The 23,034-nt window shown below is 72.6% G+C and carries 19 protein-coding genes and 2 pseudogenes; 7 read left to right on the top strand and 14 right to left on the bottom strand.

Going from position 1 to position 23,034, the window contains the following annotated elements:
- The first annotated feature begins 86 nt into the window (after positions 1–86).
- On the top strand, positions 87–659 hold the full coding sequence (locus ACRAS8_RS21200; RefSeq protein ID WP_438487568.1) for a Uma2 family endonuclease: 573 nt from the start codon (positions 87–89) through the stop codon (positions 657–659).
- Here the strand turns inward: ACRAS8_RS21200 and ACRAS8_RS21195 are convergent.
- From ACRAS8_RS21195 to ACRAS8_RS21175, 5 genes and pseudogenes are all read right to left on the bottom strand, one after another.
- Positions 656–802: pseudogene (locus tag ACRAS8_RS21195) on the bottom strand (DUF397 domain-containing protein); the annotation flags it as partial. The gene ACRAS8_RS21200 and the pseudogene ACRAS8_RS21195 sit on opposite strands and share 4 nt — an antisense overlap.
- A gap of 9 nt (positions 803–811) precedes the next feature.
- Positions 812–1,126: pseudogene (locus tag ACRAS8_RS21190) on the bottom strand (helix-turn-helix domain-containing protein); the annotation flags it as partial.
- A 179-nt stretch (positions 1,127–1,305) separates the two neighbouring features.
- Positions 1,306–2,100, bottom strand: a complete 795-nt coding sequence (locus ACRAS8_RS21185) for a hypothetical protein (RefSeq protein ID WP_438487567.1) — start codon at positions 2,098–2,100, stop codon at positions 1,306–1,308.
- A 32-nt stretch (positions 2,101–2,132) separates the two neighbouring features.
- Positions 2,133–3,287 carry a WXG100 family type VII secretion target gene (locus ACRAS8_RS21180; RefSeq protein WP_438487566.1) on the bottom strand — a complete coding sequence of 385 codons (1,155 nt, stop codon included), beginning with the start codon at positions 3,285–3,287 and terminating at the stop codon, positions 2,133–2,135.
- A 3-nt stretch (positions 3,288–3,290) separates the two neighbouring features.
- Entirely contained in the window at positions 3,291–3,602 is a 312-nt protein-coding gene (locus ACRAS8_RS21175; protein ID WP_221905195.1) for a type VII secretion target, read from the bottom strand.
- Between the two features lie 336 nt (positions 3,603–3,938).
- Between ACRAS8_RS21175 and ACRAS8_RS21170 the strand changes: the two genes are divergently transcribed.
- Positions 3,939–4,805 (top strand): helix-turn-helix domain-containing protein, encoded by an 867-nt coding sequence (locus tag ACRAS8_RS21170; RefSeq protein ID WP_438487565.1) that lies wholly within the window; start codon positions 3,939–3,941, stop codon positions 4,803–4,805.
- A gap of 249 nt (positions 4,806–5,054) precedes the next feature.
- On the opposite strand, the gene ACRAS8_RS21165 is transcribed toward ACRAS8_RS21170, so the two are convergent.
- From ACRAS8_RS21165 to rsmI, 7 genes are all read right to left on the bottom strand, one after another.
- The gene (locus ACRAS8_RS21165) at positions 5,055–5,429 is read right to left on the bottom strand and encodes a hypothetical protein (protein ID WP_438487564.1); all 375 of its coding nucleotides are present in this window, start codon (positions 5,427–5,429) and stop codon (positions 5,055–5,057) included.
- A 165-nt stretch (positions 5,430–5,594) separates the two neighbouring features.
- Entirely contained in the window at positions 5,595–6,542 is a 948-nt protein-coding gene (locus tag ACRAS8_RS21160) for a 4-(cytidine 5'-diphospho)-2-C-methyl-D-erythritol kinase (RefSeq protein WP_438487563.1), read from the bottom strand.
- The gene (gene rsmA, locus ACRAS8_RS21155; RefSeq protein WP_438487562.1) at positions 6,539–7,438 is read right to left on the bottom strand and encodes a 16S rRNA (adenine(1518)-N(6)/adenine(1519)-N(6))-dimethyltransferase RsmA; all 900 of its coding nucleotides are present in this window, start codon (positions 7,436–7,438) and stop codon (positions 6,539–6,541) included. The genes ACRAS8_RS21160 and rsmA overlap by 4 nt, the downstream gene beginning before the upstream one ends.
- Entirely contained in the window at positions 7,435–8,595 is a 1,161-nt protein-coding gene (locus tag ACRAS8_RS21150) for a ubiquitin-like domain-containing protein (RefSeq protein ID WP_438487561.1), read from the bottom strand. Before ACRAS8_RS21150 ends, rsmA begins: the two co-directional genes overlap by 4 nt.
- A 120-nt stretch (positions 8,596–8,715) precedes the next feature.
- Complete coding sequence (locus tag ACRAS8_RS21145) at positions 8,716–9,591, bottom strand: TatD family hydrolase (protein ID WP_438487560.1); 876 nt, start codon at positions 9,589–9,591, stop codon at positions 8,716–8,718.
- Positions 9,592–9,624: 33 nt separating this feature from the next.
- Entirely contained in the window at positions 9,625–10,068 is a 444-nt protein-coding gene (locus tag ACRAS8_RS21140; RefSeq protein WP_438487559.1) for a hypothetical protein, read from the bottom strand.
- Positions 10,069–10,335: 267 nt separating this feature from the next.
- Positions 10,336–11,244 carry a 16S rRNA (cytidine(1402)-2'-O)-methyltransferase gene (rsmI, locus tag ACRAS8_RS21135; RefSeq protein ID WP_438487558.1) on the bottom strand — a complete coding sequence of 303 codons (909 nt, stop codon included), beginning with the start codon at positions 11,242–11,244 and terminating at the stop codon, positions 10,336–10,338.
- Between the two features lie 106 nt (positions 11,245–11,350).
- Between rsmI and ACRAS8_RS21130 the strand changes: the two genes are divergently transcribed.
- From ACRAS8_RS21130 to ACRAS8_RS21115, 4 genes are all read left to right on the top strand, one after another.
- Complete coding sequence (locus ACRAS8_RS21130; RefSeq protein WP_438487557.1) at positions 11,351–13,141, top strand: dolichyl-phosphate-mannose--protein mannosyltransferase; 1,791 nt, start codon at positions 11,351–11,353, stop codon at positions 13,139–13,141.
- A gap of 174 nt (positions 13,142–13,315) precedes the next feature.
- Positions 13,316–14,971, top strand: coding sequence for a penicillin-binding transpeptidase domain-containing protein (locus ACRAS8_RS21125; RefSeq protein WP_438487556.1), 1,656 nt, complete (start codon positions 13,316–13,318; stop codon positions 14,969–14,971).
- A gap of 119 nt (positions 14,972–15,090) precedes the next feature.
- Positions 15,091–15,606 (top strand): YbaK/EbsC family protein, encoded by a 516-nt coding sequence (locus ACRAS8_RS21120; protein WP_438487555.1) that lies wholly within the window; start codon positions 15,091–15,093, stop codon positions 15,604–15,606.
- Positions 15,603–16,451, top strand: coding sequence for an EamA family transporter (locus ACRAS8_RS21115; protein WP_438487554.1), 849 nt, complete (start codon positions 15,603–15,605; stop codon positions 16,449–16,451). The genes ACRAS8_RS21120 and ACRAS8_RS21115 overlap by 4 nt, the downstream gene beginning before the upstream one ends.
- Before the next feature lie 319 nt (positions 16,452–16,770).
- Here ACRAS8_RS21115 and ACRAS8_RS21110 read toward each other — a convergent pair whose 3' ends face one another.
- Both ACRAS8_RS21110 and ACRAS8_RS21105 read right to left on the bottom strand, forming a co-directional pair.
- Entirely contained in the window at positions 16,771–17,553 is a 783-nt protein-coding gene (locus tag ACRAS8_RS21110) for an SDR family NAD(P)-dependent oxidoreductase (protein ID WP_438487553.1), read from the bottom strand.
- A 376-nt stretch (positions 17,554–17,929) separates the two neighbouring features.
- Complete coding sequence (locus ACRAS8_RS21105) at positions 17,930–19,117, bottom strand: serine hydrolase domain-containing protein (RefSeq protein WP_438487552.1); 1,188 nt, start codon at positions 19,115–19,117, stop codon at positions 17,930–17,932.
- Positions 19,118–19,454: 337 nt separating this feature from the next.
- Between ACRAS8_RS21105 and ACRAS8_RS21100 the strand changes: the two genes are divergently transcribed.
- Positions 19,455–22,904, top strand: a complete 3,450-nt coding sequence (locus ACRAS8_RS21100) for a S41 family peptidase (RefSeq protein WP_438487551.1) — start codon at positions 19,455–19,457, stop codon at positions 22,902–22,904.
- Positions 22,905–23,034 lie beyond the last annotated feature (130 nt).

Here is a 23,034-nt window from a genome sequence, read left to right as displayed (position 1 = left end):
GGCCACGCGCGGGGACGGTCACCCTTTGTGATGACGCGATCGGGATGCGGCCGCCACGTGAACGGGCACGCCGAAGAATCCCGCCCATGGATCATCACTGGCCGAGGCTCCCGCTGGACGGGTACACGGTGGACGACCTGTTCACACTGCCCGATCTCCCCCGGCACACGGAGTTGATCGACGGGAGCCTGGTCTTCGCGGCCCCGCAGAACTACTTCCATTGCACCGCGGTCGACCTGCTGACGAACGGCCTGCGTACGAGTCGGCCCGCCGAGTTCAAGATCACTCGCGACATGACCGTCATCCTCGACAGGCGCAACGGTCCCGAGCCAGACATCTCCGTCGTACGCGCCGAAGCCGTCACCGGCCGACGCCAGACCCACTTCAGGGCGGCCGACGTCCTGCTCGCGATCGAAGTCATCTCACCGGACTCCGAAGCCCGCGACCGCGACACCAAGCCGCGCAAATACGCCGCGGCGGGCATCCCCCACTTCTGGCTGGTCGACATGGCGGGCCAAGACGACCACCCGGTCGTCCAGGTCCACGAGCTCGGCGAGGCCACCGGCACGTATGCGCTGACCGGCATCCACCACGACCGCGTCAAGCTCAGCGTGCCCTACCCCATCGACATCGACCTGACCGCCATCGACGAGCTCTAGGCATCGCCCTTGACGGCCGACACGAACGACGACCACCCGGCGGCGGAGAAGACCAGCGCGGGCCCCTGCGGATCCTTGCTGTCCCGAACGGGGACGACGCCGGGGAGGCCGTCGGCGACCTCGACGCATTCGCCGCCGATGCCGTTGCTGTAGCTCTCCGCGCGCTGCTCCATCTCCAGCGCGTCCGCGAAGTACTCCGCGTGACCGGCCCGGCGGGCCTTCGCCACCGCCTCGCAGCGGCGCTCGAAGAAGCCGTTCGTGTCGAGCCTCTTGTCGATGTGAATGGCCAGATCCATCGGCATTCCGCACTCACCGCGTTCGATGCGGCTGAGCAACGGGATGCCGCGATAGCTGCCCTCCGACAGCTGTTCCAGCGTGAGACCGGCCTGCTCCCGGAGGAAGCGCAGCTCGGCACCGTAGAAGCACGGGACACTGGCCGAGGGATCTGCATCCTTACGATTGGGCATAACTCACCACCGCTGCTTGCTGGTTGCCCGGTACAACCCGATTCCCCGGCACGCTACGTGCGTGCGCAGCCGCCGCGTGAGCGATTCGACACAATGCGCACATGTGGGTGGCTCGCCCTGGCGCCACCGGATCGTACGTTCCCGCGACCCGGTGGGCCGCGTCCCGGCCCGGCGCGACGTCAAGGCTTTAAAGAACGGAACCTCCACCTCTCCAAACCCTTGAGATCACCCGCCACGACGAGGGCGCGAACGCGGTCGACATGCTCACTCCCCCAGGAACGGGGAAGCAGGTTGACCAGCTCGTACAGCTCTATGGCGCACTCTTCGAGCATTGCGGGAGAGGCATACCCTTTTGCCCAGGCGACCGCGTGGTTACCGTCGAGGCGCACATGCCTGCCGGACAGCTGGGGACGTTGGAGTACCTCCGGCCTGACGAGTACGGAGAAGACCCGGTCGTCGGCGACCAGCACCCTCGTTTGCCCATGCGCCGGACCGAGCGCCGCAAGTGCGTCGTACTCGCACAGAAGACGCTCGGGGGTGGTGTAGAAGAAATCCCCCCGCGTCGCACGCCAGTGATCGCTCTGGGGGTAGAAGCCGAACGGGGGGAGTGGCCAGGGAAAGGTCAGGGCCACCCCGGATGACACGAGTTCGGTGGAGGAGGTGCCTCGGTGGATCGTCTGCCTCATCTCCCAGAGCAGCGCCTCGACGCTCTCGCCGGTGCCGGCCGGATCAGGCAGCTCACCGGCGGAGACGTGCCAGGGGTATCCGCCCATCGGCTGGCCGCGAAAAGGCGCCGTGGCGGCGAACCGATCCTTGTGTTTCAACAGCAGGCGCCAGTCCGGACGGGCAGCTTCCCATTCGTCCCACTGGAACCACCAGGGCTTTACCGGATGGGGATTGGGCTCTCCGGCGGGCCGCCTCCGGCGACCCGTTCCCTGCCACTTCCTACCGCTGAAAGGCCACACGGCCAGCATCCCCTCCCCAAGCCGGCCCGGTGAACCCCGCGCTATCCAAAAGGGTTCCCCTCGTGCTCTTCACGGGGAAGTTGCACCGCGCCGTCCTGGTCCGTAACCGCGGACCCCGCGTTCGGCAGGTGGTGATGTTTGATCGTGTCGTCGACAACACCGCCACCGGTGTAGATGGTCCCGTTCGCGCCGATCTCATGGGCGTTACGAAAGGCCGGCCACACTGCGTCCGGTAGATCTCCTTGCTTCAACCGACCCGCGTGGCGAGCGCCCTCAGCGCCGGTGACGAGGCTGGTCGCGGTATCGAGGCCGACGGTCGTCGCCGTCGGGTCGAACTGCTCCGACACGAGCGTGCCTGCCGCGCTGTTCAACCCACCGGAGATGACGCTCTGGGCCGTCTTGGCGCGCCCCTCCAGGCCATCGCCGGCCAGTACCTTGTCGAAGGCGTTGGGTGCGCCGTGTTGCCCCAGTGAGCCCAGGCCCTTGCCAAGGGCTCCCGGCGCCGCGGCCACACCGCCTGCGATGGCGGCGTTCTGCCAGTCCTGTGCGGTGAGGCCGCCCTGACCGGTGAGCTCCTTGCTGACGCCCGTTCCCACGAGGTTCATCGCGGTGTTCTTGAGGCCGTCCTGGACCAGCTTGGACAGCGCCTTGACCAGACGCGTCAATGTCCTGGAGCCCTTGAGGAATTCGTAGACGGATTTCCTGGCTTTCTCCGCAAGCTTCGCGAACCGCTCCACCAGACCAATGATTTTCATGGCCCGGGCCCCGGCGGCCGCGTTCGCCACCACATCCGAGATACCCGCCGTAACCGCCGTCAGCAGGACACCGGCGAGTTCCGTCTCGGCGATCTCCAGGGCGATCTCGACGATCTCCTTGACGATCGCCTCGGCCTCGTCCGCATAGTCATCGAGCTGCTTCTGTACGGCGGCGAAGTTCTTCGCGGTGGCCTGGAAGGATTCGTGCTGCTGCTTCCAGTGTTTCTTGAAGCCGTCGGCCGCGTCGCCGTGCCAGGTGACGCCCACCGTGGCGTCCACCCGCTTGTTCAGGCGCTCGGCGGTTTCCTGGAGGTCCTGCCCGAAACTCCCCCAGCGGTGGGCGATTTCCCGCAGGGTCGTCGGGTCGCCGCCCGGCCAGGGGATTTCCAGCATTTCCAGGACCGGGACGATCTTGTCGACAAGGTAGCTGTTGATGCTCACCGGTCAGGCCCCCAGCGTTTGGCTGGCGTGCTCGTCGACACCGTCGTAGTTGGCGGCGGACTGGTTGAGTCCCGCACTGTTGGAGCGGAGTAATTGGGCGAGTTCGGCGAGGCCCTCGGCAGTGTGGTTGACCATCTCCGCGTACTGATCGGTGATCCCTTGGCACGCGGCTATCACCCCGAACGCCTCCCCGATTTCGAAGACGTTTCCCACGAATCCCTCTATGCCCCCGGCGAGTTCATCGGCGGCGGACTGAAATTCCGTTGCCAGTTCCCGTAACCCGTCCGGATGCGCCTGGAATTGCCTCGCAGCCATGCGCCGTTCCCCCATCGATACGCCATCATCTTCGCCCGCACAATCGTTCGGAGTACGGGCAACGGGCAAGACGCTACGAGGCACTCTCGGGGGAGGCGGCCGAGCCCTGCCGATCATGACGGGGCTCTGACGGAACCCTTACGCCACCCAAGCCCCCACCGGCCCGCCACCCGGCCACCCACACGGGTGACATATGCCAACTCGGTTGTGATTAGGGAGGGTTGAGCGGCATATGCTCGCCGCGACAAGTGCACGACCGCACACATGCTTCGGCCCCCGGCCGGGACGGCAATCCCGAACGAGGGCCTGACCAACTAGGAAGACACAACCTTCCCGATGGCTCTCAAGAACCCTAGCGCGCCCTCGCCCGCCGTGTCCCGTGTTCCCGCGATGACTCCCCCGTCCGGTGTCATTCACGTCAACTCCCGTCACACCAGCCACTTCACGGTGGTCGGCAATCACCTCGCCCAGCACCGCGAGCTGTCGCTCGTCGCGATCGGGCTCGCCTTGCACATCCAGTCACTGCCCGCCGGGGCGCGCATCGGCATCAAATGCCTGACCGCCCGTTTCCCCGAGAGCGAGGCCCGTATCGCCTCCGCACTAAGGGAGTTGGAGGCGGCCGGGTACCTGAAGCGCACGCGGGAGCGGCTGCCGAGCGGGCGGGTGGTAACGCGCACGGTCTCGTACAACCAGCCGGGCGCGGCCCCCTGCCCCGTGGCCCGTCCCGCCCAACGGGCCCCGAGGCCGGAGCGGGAACACGAGGCGAAGCCGCCACCGAAGCCGAGGCCGAAGCCGGAACGCACGCCGCTGCCCGCGCCTCGCCGCCCTGATCCCGCGGGTGCGCGGACAGCCCACCGCATCCTCGTAGAGCTGCGGCGGGATGATCCCCGCCTGCTGCTCTCCGAGGCGGACGTGGCACGCCTGACCCCGGCCGTGAGCGCCTGGCTCGAACGCGCCGCACCGCCCGACGCCGTACGCCGCACCCTCACGGCCGATCTGCCGCCCGGCCTCCGCAGTCCGGCGGCCTTGCTCGCCCACCGCCTCACGGCGTCGCTGCCCCCACCCCTCCCGGCCGCCGCCCCGGCTCCCGCACGCCCGGACCCCCTCCAGACCTGCGACGGCTGCGAGCGCGCCTTCCGCGCCCCGCAACCGGGACTGTGCCGCGACTGCCGATCCGCCCGCGCGGAGGCTCCCCCGCCATGAACCGCCCCTCGGCAGACACCCGGCGGCTCGTCAGTCGGCGTACTCCAGTCATCAGGGCGGTGTTGTTCGTCAGGTCGGGTGGACGTTCAGAGGCGTCGGGCACAGCGCTGTCCTGTGCCATGCATCACCGGACGGCCTGGCGCCGGCGACAGGGCCCCGGCGGCGGAACGCGGACTCGCCGACGCGGAGTGCGGGAAAGGCCCCGACCAGAAGGTCGGAGCCTTTCCCTCGTTATGGTCGACCAGGCGCTCAGGACGATCCGCTGACCCACCCCGAACAGTTGTGGGCCTTGAGGCTGCCGTCCAACAGGCAAACCCTGATCTGGACCTTGGTCCACTCGGGAAGGTCCCAGGTGAGGTGGTCGCAGCTGCCTCGTCCGCCCCGCACCCACAAGACCTTCCCGTAGCCCCCCTCGTCCTGGACCTGCGCCTGCACGGTCATGCCGTCCGCCGCGTTGTCACACGCCTCAAGCCGGTCCCCGTACGACCTCCAAGTGGCCTTTCCGCCCCAGGTCGAACCATCGGTCGTGTGCGCCATGGCATCCTCGGCGAACGCCGGCGTGCTGCCGAAGGCCACAATCGCCGTCGCAGCGGCCCCTGTTGCAAGGAAGCGCCGAATCTTCATCTGTCCCCCATGTCGACTTCGCATTTGCTGAGCCGCGGGGAAGCGGTACGCGAGGCGGAAACGCGCGCCGCGTCAAGGGCTCCCCCGAGGCCGCGCTCATCCTATCCACTTTGACGGGGCCATGCTCGCTCTCGAATTGGGCCGTTGGGGCCGGCCGTTGCCGAGCTAGCCGTTGCTGATGACCGTCGCACCCGTTTCCGGGCCGACCGTGGTGCGGGCCGTGCGGCAGGTGCCCGAGGCGCGTAGCGCTGCCGCGACCCGTTCGGCGTCCTCGGCGTCCGCCACCAGGAACGCGGTCGTCGGGCCGGAGCCCGAGACCAGGGCGGCCAGGGCTCCGGCTTCCGTGCCGGCGGCGAGGGTGGCGGACAGTGACGGGCGGAGGGAGACCGCGGCGGGCTGGAGGTCGTTGCTCATCGACGCGGCGAGGGCGGTGGCGTCGCCGGTGCGCAGGGCGTCCAGGAGGGCAGGGGAGGGCTCGGGGTCGGGGATGTCGGCGGTGGTGGCGCCGCGGCCGGTGGCGTCCCGCAGGCGGTCGCACTCCTTGTAGACGGCGGGGGTGGAGAGGCCGCCGTCGGCGACGGCGAAGACCCAGTGGAAGGTGCCGCCGACGGGCAGGGGCTCCAGCAGTTCGCCGCGGCCGCGGCCGAGCGCGGCGCCGCCGACGAGGCTGAACGGCACGTCGCTGCCCAACTCGGCGCAGAGGGAGAGGAGTTCGGCATGCGACGTGTCCGTTCCCCAGAGGGTGGCGCAGGCGAGGAGGGCGGCGGCGGCGTCGGCGCTGCCGCCGGCCATACCGCCGGCGACGGGGATGTCCTTGGCGATGTGGAGGTGGACGTGGGCGTCCAGTCCGTGGTGGGTGGCCAGGGCGCGGGCGGCGCGGGCGGCGAGGTTGGTGTCGTCGAGGGGGACCTGGTCGGCGTCCGGGCCTGTGCAGGTCAGCGTCAGGGTGTCGGCGGGGGCCGCCGTCACCTCGTCGTGGAGGCCGACGGCGAGGAAGACGTTGGCCAGGTCGTGGAAGCCGTCGGGGCGGCGGCCGCCGACGGCGAGCTGGACGTTGACCTTGGCGGGGACGCGGACGGTGACGCGGGGGGCGCCAGGTGCGGTGCGGGTCATCGGGATGCCTCCTGGTCCGCGGCCGCGGCCTTGTTCTCGGCGATGGCGATGAAGGACTCGATGGTCAGCGACTCGCCACGGGCCTGGGGGGAGACGCCGGCCGCGACCAGGGCCGCCTCGGCCGCGGCGGCCGAGCCCGCCCAGCCGGCGAGTGCGGCCCGCAGGGTCTTGCGGCGCTGGGCGAAGGCCGCGTCGACGACGGCGAAGACCTCTTCGCGGGAGGCGCGGGAGGGGAGCGGTTCGGCGCGGCGGACGAGGGAGACCAGGCCGGACTCGACGTTGGGGGCGGGCCAGAAGACGTTGCGGCCGATGGCGCCGGCCCGCTTGACCTCGGCGTACCAGTTGGCCTTGACGGAGGGGACGCCGTAGACCTTGTTGCCGGGGCCGGCGGCGAGCCGGTCGGCGACCTCGGCCTGGACCATGACCAGGGTCCGCTCGATGGTCGGGAACCGCTCCAGCATGTGGAGGAGGACGGGGACGGCGACGTTGTACGGGAGGTTGGCGACCAGGGCGGTGGGGGCCGGGCCGGGCAGCTCGGTGACGTGCAGGGCGTCGCGGTGGACGAGCGCGAAGCGGTCGGCGCGTTCGGGGAGGCGGGCGGCGACGGTGGCGGGCAGCGCCGCGGCGAGCACGTCGTCGATCTCCACGGCTGTGACGCGGTCGGCGACCTCCAGCAGGGCCAGGGTCAGCGAGCCCAGTCCGGGGCCGACCTCGACGACCACGTCGTCGGGGCGGACCTCGGCGGTCCGGACGATCCGGCGGACGGTGTTGGCGTCGATGACGAAGTTCTGGCCGCGCTGCTTGGTGGGGCGTACGCCCAGCGCGGCGGCCAGTTCGCGGACGTCGGCGGGGCCCAGCAGGGGGCCGGTTTCGTCAGTGGTCTTGCGGTCGGTCACCCGTGAAGCTTACGGCCGCAGACGGGCCAGGGGCTCGCGCCCCGGGTGAGGTAGAGCTTCTTGGCCCGGTAGGTCTGCTCGTCGGCGGGGGCGTCCTGGGGGCGGCCGGTGCCGCCGAGGCGCTGCCAGGTGCCGACGTCGAACTGGTAGAGCCCGCCGTAGGTGCCGGAGGCGTCGACGGCGTCCGGCCGGCCGCCGGCCTCGCACCGGGCGAGCGCCTCCCAGGCGAGCTGGTCGGCGCCGCGGACAGAGGTGGGCAGGGCGCGGGTGCCGACGTGGACGATCTGCGGGCGGGGGCGGCGGACCGTCTCGACGGCGATCTTCCGTGGTTTGCGGCGGACGCCGTTGACGGTCTCCAGGCGGTAGGTGACGCGCCGCAGTCCGGGGACGCCGGGCCGGACGACGGCCTCGGTGCCCACCGTCAGCTGCGGGTCGGGCCGCTTGACGGTGCGGAACGGGACGGTCTCCTCGCGGACCTCGGTGGTGCCGCTGATCCGCAGTACGGAGACGGTCTGGCCCTCGCGGGGGAAGCTGTCCGGCGGCACCGAGGTGGTGTCGTGGTCGCGCAGCGCCAGGCCGGCCTCGGCGAGGGCCTCGCGGACCGTGGCGGCGTTGGTGCGGATGTGGTACTCGCGGCCGTCGGCGACGAAGACCAGCGCGCGTTCGGTGCGGACCGCCAGCTCCAGGCCGTGCCGGCCGATGTGCTGGGAGCGGGCGGTGGAGAGGTAGGCGCCCTCGGCGCGGACGCCGAGCTGGTGCAGGGCCCCGGCGACGGTGTCGGCGGTGGTCCACACCTGGCGGCGCTGCCCGTCCAGGGTGAGCATGACCGGCCGGCCGTGCCGGACCACGACCTCGTCGCCGCTGGTGAGGCCGGTGCCGGGGGCGGGGGCGACGATGTCGTGGTCGCCGACGGCGAGGTCCTGGTCGGCCAGCAGTCCGTGGACGTCGTCGGCGAAGGTGTGCAGCGTGCGGGGGTCGCCGTCGACGCTGAGCTTGACGGCCTTGTCGTGCGCGACGAAGGCGGTGGTGCCGCCGGCGAGGAAGGCGACGACCAGGGCGCGGGGCAGCAGCCGGCGCAGCTGTGCGGGATTCTCGGGGGCGCGCCGGCGGCGGCCGCGGCCGCGGCCCGCTCGGTGGCCACTGGGTGGAGGACTCACACTGCACCTGCCACGGGTGTCGTCCGGTAACCGGTCAACCGCGGAATGTAGCGGAGGGTGGGCGGCGGACCCAACTCGCCTTGCGGCGGGGCGGGTACGCCAGGCGGGGCCGGGTGACCGTCAGTAGTCGAACGCGCGGGCGGTGTTGGCGGCGACGGCCGAGGCCAGGGCGTCTTCGGTCATGTCCTTGACCGCGGCCATGGCACGCAGGGTGAGCGGGATGAGGTAGGGGGCGTTGGCCCGTCCGCGGTACGGCGCGGGGGTGAGGAAGGGGGCGTCGGTCTCGACGAGGAGGAGTTCGGGCGGGGCGACGGCGAGGGCGTCGCGCAGCGGCTGGGCGTTCTTGAAGGTGATGTTGCCGGCGAAGGACATGAAGTAGCCGGCGGCGGCGCAGATCTCGGCCATCGCGGCGTCGCCGGAGTAGCAGTGGAAGACGACGCGGTCGGGTGCGCCCTCCTCGCGCAGGACGCGCAGCACGTCGTCGTGGGCCTCGCGGTCGTGGATGACCAGGGCCTTGCCGTGCCGTTTGGCGATCTCGATGTGGGCGCGGAAGGACCGTTCCTGGGCGGCGATGCCGTCGGGGCCGGTGCGGAAGTAGTCGAGGCCGGTCTCGCCGATGCCGCGGACCTCGGGGCGGGCGGCGAGCCGGTCGATCTCGGCGAGTGCCTCGTCCAGGGCGGCGTCACCGCCGGCCGCCCGGGCACCCTGCCGGGACCATCCGTCGGGGTCGCCCAGGACGATCCGCGGCGCCTCGTTGGGGTGGAGGGCGACGGTGGCGTGCACGGCGTCGTGGGCGGCGGCGGTGTCCGCGGCCCAGCGGGAGCCGTTGAGGTCGCAGCCCACCTGGACGAGGGTGGTGACGCCGACCGAGGCGGCCGTGGCCAGGGCCTCTTCGACGGTGGTGCCCTGCATGTCCAGGTGGGTGTGCGAGTCCGCGACCGGTACCCGGAGCGGTTCGGGCAGCGGCGGCGGGGTGTCCTTGTCCTGCTTGGCCATGGCCGCGATCCTACGAGGACCGCGGCCGGCGCCTCACTTGCGGTGGTGCTGGAAGGGGTGCAGCAGGTCGGAGAGGTGCCAGTGGTGCCGCCGCGGTTCGGCGGTGCTGCCGCCGTCCCCGTGGCGGGAGTTCCTGCGGTGGTGCGGCTGGTGCATGTTCGCGATCGCGTCGGAGACCATCGAGACCTGTCCGGAGCGCATGATGCGGACGACGTTGCCGCCGCAGCTGCGGCACGTGGGATGGGTCAGCGGGGACGGTACACGCTCGCCGTCCGCGTAGTAGACGGCGTGCGTGACGCCCTTGGCATCGGCCTGGTGCTCGATCTCGTACGCCTGCTCCCAGCCGTGGCCGCAACTCATGCAGCAGAAGGCGTACGCCTCGCGGGCCGCCGGCTCGGACGGTCGGGGGCGGGGCGGAACGGGACTGGCGGGCGCCGCACCGGTGATGCCGGCGGTGGTCTTCGTGATGTCGCTCATGTGCGCTCCTCTTGTCCGCTGGACAAGCTCTCCTGGGACCGGACGTCCCGGTACCCAGGGAACGCCTTTCGCGGCCGGAGCGCAGCCGAGCTGCTACCTGTTGGCCCAGATTTGGCAGGTCGTAGGAAAAACGCATCAGAAGGCGGTCGATCGCTTTACCTTCGATGCCCGCCATTTACCTCCCTGTGGGTCGGTTCAGGCCCGTGGCCTGGGCTTTTACGCTCTACCGAGCGCGCCCACGCTCAGCGGGGCGGGCGGGGCGGGCCGTCAGCGCGGGCCGGCCGCGCCCCGTCCGGCCGCCCGTCCGGAGTTCGCCTCCCGTGCGGCAGTCGGTTCGGCGTTCTTGGCCGCCACGACCGCGTCGAAGACCTCCCGCTTGGGCAGCCCGGCGTCCGCCGCCACCGCCGCGATCGCCTCCTTGCGGCGCTCCCCGGCCTCCTCGCGGATCCGCACCCGGCGCACCAGCTCGCCGGCGTCCAGCTCCGCCGGACCGCTCTCCGGGGCCCCCTCGACCACGATCGTGATCTCCCCGCGGACGCCCTCGGCGGCCCACGCCGCCAGCTCGCCCAGACCGCCGCGCCGGACCTCCTCGTAGGTCTTGGTCAGCTCCCGGCAGACCGCGGCGCGGCGGTCCGCGCCGAAGACCTCGCTCATCGCGGCGAGGGTGTCGTCCAGGCGGTGCGGCGCCTCGAAGTAGACCAGGGTGCGGCGCTCGCCCTCGACCTCGCGAAGGCGAGAAAGCCGCTCGCCCGCCTTGCGGGGCAGGAAGCCCTCGAAGCAGAAACGGTCCACCGGCAGGCCGGAGACCGCGAGCGCGGTGAGCACCGCGCTCGGGCCGGGGACGGCGGTGACCTTGATGCCGCGCTCGACGGCCGCCGCGACCAGCCGGTAGCCGGGGTCCGAGACCGACGGCATGCCGGCGTCGGTGACCAGCAGCACCCGCGCCCCGCCGGCCAGCGCCTCCGCCAACTCCGGCGTCCGGGCCGCCTCGTTGCCCTCGAAGTACGACACGATGCGGCCGGCCGGCGTCACCTCCAGCGCCTGGGTGAGCCGGCGCAGCCGCCGGGTGTCCTCGGCGGCGATCACGTCCGCGGCGGCCAGTTCGGCGGCGAGCCGCGGCGGGGCGTCCGCGATCTCGCCGATGGGCGTCCCTGCAAGTACCAGCGTTCCAGTCACCCTCCCATCCTCCCAGCCCCGCGCCGCGGCCCGGCCGGGCCCGTGCCGGTGACGCGCGGCGCCGCCCGGCGGCGCGGACCGCCGCCGCACAGACCGCTTCCCTACGATGGGCCGGGTGACGAGTGACACCACCGCGACGCACGCGGCCGCCCCGCGCACCCCGGAGCCGACCGACCGGCCCCCCGTGTGGCAGCGGCGGCTGCGCCGCTTCGGGTACGCCGGGCGGCCCACGGCCGACGTCCGGACGCGGCTGGTGGCGCCGTTCCCCGAGCCGGACGGGCGGGTGTGGGCGCTGCTCGGCGCCGGCCCGCACCTGGCGCGGCGGCTGGCCCGCTGGTCGGGCTGGCTCGGCCCGCTGCTGGTGACGCTGTGCGCGGGCGTGCTGACGTTCTGGAACCTCGGCAGCCCGCGCAAGGTCATATTCGACGAGACGTACTACCCCAAGGACGCCTGGTCGCTGCTCCAGTACGGCTACGAGGGCACCTGGGCGAAGAACGCCAACGACGCGCTGCTGGCCCACCCCCCGCAGATCCTGCTCTCCCCCGAGCACTCGTACGTCGTCCATCCGCCGATGGGCAAGTGGCTGATCGCGCTGGGCGAGTGGGCGTTCGGGATGAACCCCTTCGGCTGGCGGTTCATGACCGCGCTGCTGGGCACCCTGTCGGTGCTGCTGGTCTGCCGGATCGGGCGGCGGCTGCTGCGGTCGACGGCGCTGGGCTGCCTGGCCGGCGTGCTGCTGGCGGTGGACGGGCTGCACTTCGTGATGAGCCGCACCGCGCTGCTCGACCTGATCGTGATGTTCTGGGTGCTGGCCGGCTTCGGCTGCCTGCTGGTGGACCGGGACCGCACCCGGGCCCGGCTGGCGGCGGCGCTGCCCACGGGACCCGAGGGGCTCGTCCGGCCGGACGGGGAGGTCGGCGACCGGCTGCGGCTGGGCTGGCGGCCGTGGCGGCTGGCGGCCGGGCTGTGCCTGGGCCTGTCGGCGGCGACGAAGTGGAACGGCCTGTACTTCCTGGCGGCGTTCGCGCTGATGTCGGTGCTGTGGGACATGGGGGCGCGGCGCACGGCCGGCGCCCGGCACCCGTTCCGGTCGGTGCTGTGGCGCGACGCGCTGCCCGCGTTCGGCTCCACCGTCGTCGTCGCGCTCGGCACGTACCTGGCGTCGTGGAGCGGCTGGATCGCCACCAAGGGGGGGTACTACCGGGACTGGGCGGTGGGCCGGAAGGGCCTTTCGCCGGACATCTCCTTCTCGCTGCCCTTCGCGGGCGACGTCCATCTGCCGCGCTTCGACCTCACCTGGCTGCCCGAGTGGCTGCGCAGCCTGTGGCACTACCAGACCGAGGTCTACGCCTTCCACACCGGCCTGACCACGCCGCACACCTACCAGTCCAACCCGTGGAGCTGGCTGGTGCTGGGCCGCCCGGTCTCGTACTTCTACGAGGACCCCAAGGCCGGGCACGACGGCTGCACCGCCGCCGAGGGCTGCGCCCGCGAGGTACTGGCACTGGGCACCCCGCTGCTGTGGTGGGCGGCCTGCTTCGCGCTGCTGTACGTGCTGTGGCGGTGGCTGTTCCGGCGGGACTGGCGGGCCGGGGCGATCGCCTGCGGCGTCGCGGCCGGCTACCTGCCGTGGTTCCTCTACCAGGAGCGGACCATCTTCCTCTTCTACGCGGTGGTCTTCGTGCCGTTCCTGTGCCTGGCGCTGGCGATGATGATCGGCGCGATCATCGGGCCGCCGCGGGCGGACGAGCGGCGGCGCACCATCGGCGCGGTCGGCGCGGGTGTCCTCGTTCTGCTGATCGTGTGGAATTTCGTCTACTTCTATCCGCTCTACACCGGCCTGCCGATCCCCCGGAGCGCATGGCAGAACCGGATGTGGTTCGACAGCTGGGTCTAGACCCCGTACGGCCAGGAGCTGCGGGGATGTGACGAGACCGTCACGAGGCTTCGACAGCGCGTCACCGGACCGTGCCCTGATCGAGACTCAGCGCCTGCCCGTGTCCCTTAGAGTGCGATGGGCGTTCTTGGGTGCGTACTCAAGGACTCGGGCTCCTGGGAGGGGATCGGTGGCATGCGCCGCGAGGTGAAATACGGACTGATCGGCGGTTCGGCGGCCCTGGTGGCCGGAGTCGTCGGCGGCTTCACGCTGTTCGGCGGCTCGGACGGGTCGTCGCCCCAGGCCGTCAGGGCGGCCGACGCCAAACCGGGCGACGGCGGTCCCTCGGTGCCCACCGGCCCGCTGTCGGCCAAGGAAGTCAACACCACCGCACAGACCTTCCTCACCGCGTGGCAGGCCGGCGATATCGAGACGGCCGCCGCGGTGACCGACGACCCGGGCGCCGCCCGCACCGCGCTCACCTCCTTCGCCAAGCAGGCGAAGTTCACGAAGGTGACGGTGAAGCCGGGCACCCCGGACGGCGACAAGGTGCCGTACACGGCCACCACCGAGATCGCCTACAAGTCCGTGAAGACCCCGTTCTCGTACGGCGGCGCGGTGAGCCTCAAGCGCGACAAGAGCACCGGGAAGCCTCAGGTCGCCTGGCAGCCGTCGGCGCTCTACCCGGGCCTGTCCAAGGGCGACGAGCTGCGCACCGGCGAGGCCGAGGCGCCCCCGATCAAGGCGGTGGACCGCAACGGCGTCGAGCTGACCGCCAAGGACCACCCGACGCTCTCCGGGGTGCTGGACAGCCTGCGCAGCAAGTACGGCAGCAAGACCGACGGCAAGCCGGGCACGGAGCTGTACATCCACCGCGCCAAGGCCGCCGACAGCAACCAGCAGCAGCCCGACAAGACGCTGAAGGTGCTCTCCAAGGGCACCCCCGGCACGCTGCACACGACGCTGGACGCCAAGCTGCAGACGGCCGCCGAGAACGCGGTCAAGGGCAAGAAGACCGCGGCCGCGGCCGCCGTCAAGCCCAGCACCGGGGAAATCCTGGCGCTCGCCAACTCCCCCGCGGGCGGCTTCAACCTCGCCACCCAGGGGTCGCTGGCGCCCGGCTCGACGATGAAGATCGTCACCTCCGCGCTGCTGATGGACAAGGGCCTGACGGCGCCGGACAAGAAGAACCCGTGCCCGAAGTTCGTCACTGTCGGCGGCTGGAAGTTCCAGAACCTCAACAAGTCCGAGATCCCCGACGGCACCTTCGCGCAGAGCTTCGCGGCGTCCTGCAACAACGCCTTCATCGGGCACGCCAAGGACCTCGCCGACGACGACCTGACGAAGGAGGCCCGGGACGTCTTCGGCATCGGGCTGAACTGGGCGACCGGCATCCCCACCTTCGACGGCACCGTCCCCGTCCAGCACGACGCGCAGATGGCGGCCTCGCTGATCGGCCAGGGCGGGGTCCGGATGAACCCGCTGAACGTCGCCTCGATCGCCGCCACCGCCCAGTCCGGCTCCTTCCGCCAGCCGTACATCGTCGCCGCGTCGCTGGACAACCGGACGTTCGCCAAGGCCGCCGGCGCCATGAAGCCGGACACCGCCGCCAACCTCAAGGCGCTGATGAAGCTGACCGCGACGTCCGGCACGGGCGCCGAGGCGATGCAGGGGCTCAGCGGGGACATCGGCGCCAAGACCGGTTCCGCCGAGGTCGACAACCAGGACAAGCCCAACGCCTGGTTCGCCGCCTACCGCAACGACCTGGCGGCGGCCGCGGTCGTCCCCGCCAGCGGTCACGGCGGCACCAACGCCGGGCCGTTGGTCCGCGCCATCCTCGCTGCCGAGTAGCCGCCGGAGCAGTAGCCGGGTAGCCGCCCGGGCGGCCCCCGGGCACCCCGTCGTCATGGGGTGTCCACCGGCCGGAAGTCGTTCGCATGGCCCGTACAGCTTTCGCTAGCGTGCGGGCCATGAGCGATTCCGCGACCGACAACTCCCGTACCGCCACCGCCTGCCGGCCCCATCCGCGCTTCGCCGAGGCCCTCGCCGGACTCGGCCTGAGCGTCGAGGTGCGCCGGTTCCCCGAAGCCACCCGGACCGCCTCGGAGGCCGCCGCCGCGATCGGCTGCGACCTCGCCCAGATCGTGAAGTCGCTGATCTTCACCGCGGACGGGGCGCCGGTGCTGGTGCTGATGGACGGCGCCTCCCGGGTCGACGTGGAGCGGGTCCGGGCCGAGCTGGGCGCGACCAAGGTCCGCCGGGCCGACGCCGACCTCGTCCGGGAGACCACCGGCTACGCCATCGGCGGCGTCCCGCCCTTCGGCCACCGCACCCGCACCCCCGTCCTCGCCGACCGCGGCATCCTCGCCCACCCCACCGTCTGGGCCGCCGCGGGCACCCCGCACACCGTCTTCCCCCTGGACCCGCGGTCCCTGATCGCCCACGCCGGGGCCCGGCTGGTGGACGTCCGCGAGCAGACCTCGTGACGCCGCTGGTCGTCGCGGCCGTCCTGCTGGCCGCGGTCACCCACGCCAGCTGGAACGCCCTCGCCCACGGCATACGCGACCAGCTGCTGGCCTTCACCCTCGTCGGCGGGGGCGGCGCGATATGCGGAGCCGCCCTGGCCGGCTTCACCCCGCTGCCGGCGGCCGGCGCCTGGCCGTACCTCCTGCTCTCCGCCGTACTGCACGTCATCTACCAGGCACTTCTGATGCAGTCCTTCCGACTGGGCGACTTCGGGCAGATGTATCCGATCGCCCGCGGCACCGCGCCGCTGGTCGTCACCGTCCTCGCCGCGGTCTTCGTGCACGAGGTCCCGGGCGGCTGGGTGCTGGCCGGCGTGACGCTCGCCTCGGCCGGCCTGGTGGGCATGGCCCTGTGGGGCGTCCGGGGCTCCGGCTCCCGCCCGCACTGGCCGGCGCTGGCGGCCGCGGTCGCCACCGGCCTGTCCATCGCCTCGTACACCACCGTCGACGGCCTCGGCGTCCGCGCCTCGGGGACCGCCCTCGGCTACATCGCGTGGCTGATGATCCTCGAAGGGCTCGCCATCCCCGCCTACGCGCTGGCCACCCGACGCGGCCGGCTCGCCGCCGAACTGCGGCCGCTCGCACTGCGCGGGCTGGCCGGCGGGGCGCTGTCGGTGTTCGCCTACGGCCTGGTGCTGTGGGCACAGACCCGCGCCCCGCTGGCGCCGATCGCGGCACTGCGCGAATCGTCGATCATCGTCGGGGCCGCGATAGGGGCGCTGTTCTTCAAGGAACGGTTCGGGTTTCCGCGGGTGGCGGCGGCGGGGGTGATGGTGGTGGGGATCGGTCTGATGCTGGCCGGCTGACGCCGGGGTTTTCCCCACGTTGTCGGGTGCCCCGCCGTGCGGCTGCTGTTTTTCCGCCTTCGGCGGAGGGGTTTGTGGGGTGGGGTCCTCTCGTCCTTCGTGGTGGCGGGGCCGGGGGCTCCGGGGCGGTGTGTCGGACTGCTTCGCTTTACGCTCCGCTGCGCTCCGCCTTCGCTCTTTAATTTGCCCCTCCGGAAGCGAAGCCCGACACACCGCCCCTCCGCCCCCGTCCCCTCCCGTCGTGGGGCGGCCCCACCCCGGTGGGGGGAGAGGAAGAGCCAACTGGGGGCTCAGGACCCGTGACCGGGCTTCGACTCGGTCAGTCATCGTGCAGGGCGTGGCGGAGGGTGGTGTTGGCTACGAGGATGCCGCCGTCCACGGGGAGGGTGATGCCGGTGACCCAGGAGGCGTCGGAGGAGGCGAGGTAGGCGACGGCGGCGGCGATGTCCTCGGGGCGGCCGATCCGGCCCAACGGGTAGGCAGACGCGGCACGTTGGAGTTTTTGCTCGCGGCCGGCCCAGTTGGGGGTGTGGACGGTGCCCGGGGCGACGAGGTTGACGCGGACGCCGCGGCGGGCGGCGTGGCCGGAGATAGTGCGGGTCAGGCTGGCCAGGCCCGCCTTGGCGGCGCTGTAGGCATGGTTGCCGAAGTCCTGGATGCCGTTGACCGAACCGATGTTGACGATCGAGCCGCGCCCGCCGGCGGCGGCCAGGTGCGGCAGGGCGGCCCGGGCGCAGCGCATCGCGCCGCCCAGGGTGATGTTGAGGTCGGTGGCCCATTCCCCGTCGGGGGTGTCCTCGAAGAGCGGGGCGTCGGGGTGGCAGCAGAAGGCGTTGTTGACAAGGGTCTCCAGGCCGCCGAAGCGCTCCACGGCGTGGGCGACCGCCGCCTCCACCGCGGCCCGGTCACCGACATCGCAGGCCCGTGCCTCGGCGGTGCCGCCGGCCGCCCGGATCGCGTCGGCGGCCCGCTCGGCGCGCGCCCCGTCGAGGTCGGTGAGCAGCACCCGCGCCCCCTCATCGGCCAACCGCCGAGCCGCGGCCTCCCCGATGCCCCGGCCGGCCCCCGTGATCAGTACCCGGTACCCCTCGAATCGCCTCATGGACCGGTCCTACCCCACCGGGCCGGCGGCGTCCCGCGCGCCGCCCGATCAGGCGGCGAGCTCGACTCTCCCCCCACCGGGGTGGGGCCGACCCGCTACGGGAGGGGACGGGGGGCGGAGGGGCGGTGTGTCGGGCTTCGCTTCCGGAGGGGCAAATTAAAGAGCGAAGGCGGAGCGCAGCGGAGCGTAAAGCGAAGCAGTCCGACACACCGCCCCGGAGCCCCCGGCCCCGCCACCACGAACGAGCAGCGGACCCCACCCCACAAACCCCCTCCGCCGAAGGCGGAAACAGCAGCCCCACGGCGGAGCACCCGACAACGTGGGAAGAACCCCGGCGTCAGCCGGACACGGCGGGGCACCCGACAACGTGGGAAGCTCAGCCGCCCACGGCGGCAAGCGCGCGGACGAGCGCCTGCGCCCGCGGGTCCGCGGTCACGTTCCGCTGCATCCCGTTCGTGACATAGCCGAAGGCAACCCCGCTCTCCGGGTCGGCGAAGGCGAGCGCGCCGCCACGGCCGGGGTGGCCGAACGAGCCGGGGCCGAGGAGCGGCGACGCCGGGCCGTGGAGCATGAAGCCCAGGCCGAAGCGGGTGTTGACGAGGAGGGTGCGGTCGGGGCCGGCGGACTCCTCGGTGCGGGCGAGGGTCAGGGTGGCCGGGGCGAAGAGCCGGGGGTGGCCGTCGACGGGGCCGATGAGCGCGGCGTAGGCGCGGGCCAGCGCGCCCGCCGTGGCGATGCCGGCGGAGGCGGGGAGTTCGCCGGCGCGGTAGGCGTCGTCGTTCTCGTCGGGGGCCGGGGAGATCGCGGCGAAGGCGCGGCTGGTGAGGGAGGACGGGTCGGCGTACGCGTCGGCGACCGACTGCTTGGGGCGGACCCGCAGGCCGGCGGAGGCGGGGCGGGGCGCGGCCTCGACGGGGGCGAGGCGGCCGACGCGGGGGCGGGCCTCGTCGGGGAGGCCGATCCACAGGTCGAGGCCGAGCGGCCGGGATATCTCCTCGGCGATCCAGGCGCCGAGGGTGCGGCCGGTGACCCGCAGCACCAGTTCGCCCAGCAGCCAGCTGTAGGTCTGGGCGTGGTAGCCGTGGTCGGTGCCCGGCGTCCAGGCGGGCGCCTGGGCGGCGACCGCGGCCGGGCCGCTGACGCCGTCGACGGCCTGGGCGGGGGTGAGCGGGGTGTCCAGCACCGGCAGGCCGGCGCGGTGCGCGAGCAGGTGGCGGACCAGGACGCGGTCCTTGCCGGCGGCCTTGAACTCGGGCCAGTACGTGCCGACCGGGGCGTCCAGGTCGAGCTGGCCACGCTGGTGCAGCAGGAGCGGGACGGTGGCGGCGATGCCCTTGGTGGCGGAGCGGACGATCTGGGCGGTGCCGGGCTCCCAGGGGGCGGCCGCGGCGTCGTCGGGTGCGGCGTCGCCGTCCTTGGTGCCGCCCCAGAGGTCCACGACCTTGCGGCCGTCCTTGTAGACGGTGACCGCGGCGCCGCGCTCGCCGCGCCGGGCGAAGTTGGCTGCGAAGGCGTCCCGGACCGGCTCGTAGCCGTCCTCCACCGTGCCCTGGACGTCCACCACTGACTCGCTTCCCGTTCTTCCGTCGCGTGAGATGACCCATCAATGGTGCAACGTCGGAATCCGTGCTCATGACCAGGGGCACCGCCAGGACCACAGGGCGTGGCCTTCCTCACATCCGGCACCCGGCCCTCAGCGGCCATGCCCCCGTCCCTCCCCCCACCGCCCCGGAGCCCCCGGCCCCGCCACCACGAACAACGAGGGGACCCCACCCCACAAACCCCCTCCGCCGAAGGCGGAAAAAACAGAACCCCCACGGCGGGGCACCCGACAACGTGGGAGGCCAGCCAAGCGCAGCGGCCGACTTGCCGCCCACCCAAGCCGCCGAAACCATGGGGACGTGAGCGATGCACCGTTCCCCGCGAAGGCCGCGCCGCCGACGGCGTATCTACGGTTTCCGCACCTCCACGGCGATCTGCTCTGCTTCGCCGCCGAGGACGACCTGTGGCTGGCGCCGCTCGCGCCGGCCGGCGCGGAGCCGGGCCGGGCCTGGCGGCTGACCGTGGACCGGACCCGGGTCGGCCCGCCGCGCTTCTCCCCCGACGGCACCCGGATCGCGTTCACCAGCTGGCGCAGTCTCGACCCGGAGATCCACCTGGCGCCGGTGGCGGGCGGCCCGGCCCGGCGGCTGACGTACTGGGGCGGCACCGACGCCCGGGTCTGCGGCTGGGCACCGCCCGAGAACGGGAGCGAGGCGCAGATCCTGGCGGTGTCCTCGCACGGCCAGCCGTTCTCGTACTACTCGTGGGCGTACCGCCTGGCCACCGACGGCAGCCCCGGCGCCCAGCTCCCCTGGGGGCCGGTCTCCGACATAGCGGTGGCGGACCTCGGCGGGGAGCGCCGCACCCTGCTGCTCAGCGGCAAACCGCCGCACGAGCCGGCGTCCTGGAAGCGCTACCGGGGCGGGGCGATGGGCCGGATGTGGCTGCACGGCACCCGGCTGCTGCCGGATCTGCAGGGGCATCTGGACTCGGTGATGATCGTCGGGGGGCGGATCGCGTTCCTCTCCGACCACGAGGGCGTCGGCAACGTCTACTCCTGCCTGCCGGACGGCACCGAGCTGCGCCGGCACAGCGACCACGCGGACTTCTACGCCCGGCACGCCTCGACGGACGGTTCCCGGATCGTCTACCAGTGCGCCGGCGAGCTGTGGCTGATCGACGACCTGGCCCCGGACGCGGCACCGCGGCGGCTCGCGGTGCGGCTGGGCGGTCCGCGGGCCGGCCGCCGGGTGTACCAGGTCCCGGCTGCCTCGCACGTCACCGGTCTGGCGGTGGACGCCACCGGCCGGGCCAGCGCGGTCGGCGTACGCGGCAGCCTGTACTGGCTCACCCACCGCGACGGCCCGGCCCGGACCATCCATGACGTCCCGGGCGTCCGCGTCCGGCTGCCGGTGATGCTGGGCGCCACCGGCCGGATCGCGTATGTGACGGACGCCGAGAGCGAGGACGCCGTCGAGATCGCCGATCTGCCGCGGGCCAGCGGACCGGGCACCCCGCGCCGGCTGGCGGCCGGGGCGCTGGGCCGGGTGCACGAGCTGGTCTCCGCGCCGGACGGCGAGCGGCTGGCGGTGGCCACCCACGACGGGCGGCTGCTGCTGGTGGAAACCGGCGCGGCGGAGGAGACGGAGAGGACGGAGAAGGCGGAAGGGACGGAAGGGCCGGAAGGGGGCGAGGGCGGTGCGGGCAGCCCCGGCAGTGGCCCCAGCGGTGTTCCCGACGCCGGCCCGGACGTCGGTCCGGACCGCGGCACCCCGGCCCAGACAGTCACCGAACTGACCCGTTCCGCCAACGGCCCCGTCCGCGATCTGGCCTTCTCCCCCGATTCCCGCTGGCTGACCTGGTCGCACCCGGGCATCGGCCGTTCGCTGCGCAAGATCAGCATGGCCCGGCTGTCCGACGGGCACCTCGTCGACGTCACCAACGGCCGCTTCGAGGACGAGCAGCCGGTGTTCACCCGGGACGGTCGCTATCTCGCGTTCCTGTCCTGGCGCGGCTTCGACCCGGTCTACGACGTGCACACCGGCGATCTGTCGTTCCCGCTGGGCTGCCGCCCGTACCTCGTCCCGCTGTCGTCGGCGACGCCGTCCCCGTTCGCGCTGTCCCCGGAGGGGCGGCCGGCGGCCGGCGGACTGGACCCGGACGAGAACCCGCCGCCGAGCGGCGAGGGCCCGGTGCTGGTGGAGGTGGAGGGCCTGGCCAACCGCGTCACGCCGTTCCCGGTCGCGGCGTCCAAGTACTCCTCGCTGCGGCCGGTCGCCGGCGGCGGGCTGGTGTGGCTGCGCTGGCCGATCTCCGGCGCGCTGGGCGAGACCTTCGCCAATCCGGCCGACACCTCCGGCCGCCCCACCCTGGAGCACTTCGACCTGACCAAGGCGCGGCGCACCGAACTCACCAGCTCCCTGGACGGGTTCGCGCTCAGCGGCGACGGCACCCGGCTGGTCGTCAACGACGAGGGCGAGCTGCGCGCGGTGCCCGCGACCGAGCCGGCGGACAGCGACAGCACGGTCTATCTCGACCTGCGGCGGATCCTGCACGACGTCGATCCCGGCGCGGAGTGGCGGCAGGCGTTCGACGAGGCGGGCCGGATCGTCCGGGCGTACTTCTGGGACCCGAAGCTGTGCGGCATCGACTGGGAGGGCGTGCTGGCGCAGTACCGGCCGCTGCTCGAACGGGTCGCCAGCCCCGACGAGTTCGCCGATCTGCTGCGCGAGGTGCTGGGCGAGCTGGGCACCTCGCACGCCTATGTCGCCGGCGCCCGGCGCAACGAGGGACCGCCGCACTACCAGCGCCCGATCGGCCTGCTCGGCGCCAACTTCGTGCGCCGGGACGGCCGCTGGGTGCTCAAGCGCATCCTGCCCGGCGAGTCCTCCGACTCCAAGGCCCGTTCGCCGCTGGCCGGTACGGGCGTCCGCGAGGGCAGCGCGCTCACCCATGTCGACGGGCGGCCGGTGGACCCGGTGACCGGCCCGTACCCGCTGCTGGCCGCGGCCGGCGGCACGACTGTGGAGCTGACGTTCGCGCCGCCGGAGGGGGACACCAACGGCAACGGCCACGCCCGCCGGGTCGCGGTGGTCCCGCTGATCGACGAGCGCCCGCTGCGCTACCAGGACTGGGTGGCCAAACGCCGGGCCGTGGTACGGGAGTTGAGCGGCGGCCGGTGCGGCTATCTGCACATCCCGGACATGGGCGGCTCCGGCTGGGCGCAGTTCAACCGGGACCTGCGGCGGGAGGTCGCGATGCCCGCGCTGATCGTGGACGTCCGCGGCAACGCCGGCGGCAACATCTCCGAGCTGGTCATCGAGAAGCTGACCCGGGCCATCATGGGCTGGGACCTGACGCGGGACGCCGAGCCGGTGTCGTACACCAGCAACGCGCCGCGCGGTCCGGTGGTCGCGGTCGCCGACGAGATGACCTCGTCCGACGGCGACATGATCACCGCGGCGTTCAAACTCCAGGGCATCGGGCCGGTGGTGGGGACCCGGACCTGGGGCGGGGTGGTCGGCATGACCGGCCGGCACCGGCTCGCGGACGGCACCGAGATCACCGTGCCGATGAACGCCGCGTGGTTCCGCCTCTACGGCTGGGGCGTGGAGAACCACGGCGTCGAGGTGGACATCGAGGCGCTGCGCTCGCCGCTGCACTGGGCGGAGGGCCGGCATCCGCAGCTCGGTGTCGCGGTGCGCACCGCGCTGGAGCTGCTGGAGCGCCACCCCTCGGCGACCCCGCCGGACCTCTCGGACGTCCCGGACCGCCGGCGGCCCCCGCTCCCGCCGCGCGCTGCCGGCTGACCGGCCGGACGACCCAACACGCCTTCCCCGAAGCCCTGTTGGCGACAGGCTGAAGGGGCGCACCCGGATTACGGATGCGCCCCTTCATAGGACGAACGACCCTCGTTCAGGACGTCAGACGCCCGTCACT

The sequence above is a fragment of the Streptomyces sp. S186 genome, from assembly GCF_051603415.1.
In the GTDB taxonomy this organism is placed as follows: Bacteria; Actinomycetota; Actinomycetes; order Streptomycetales; family Streptomycetaceae; genus Streptomyces.
This window is presented reverse-complemented; position numbering and strand designations above follow the sequence as displayed.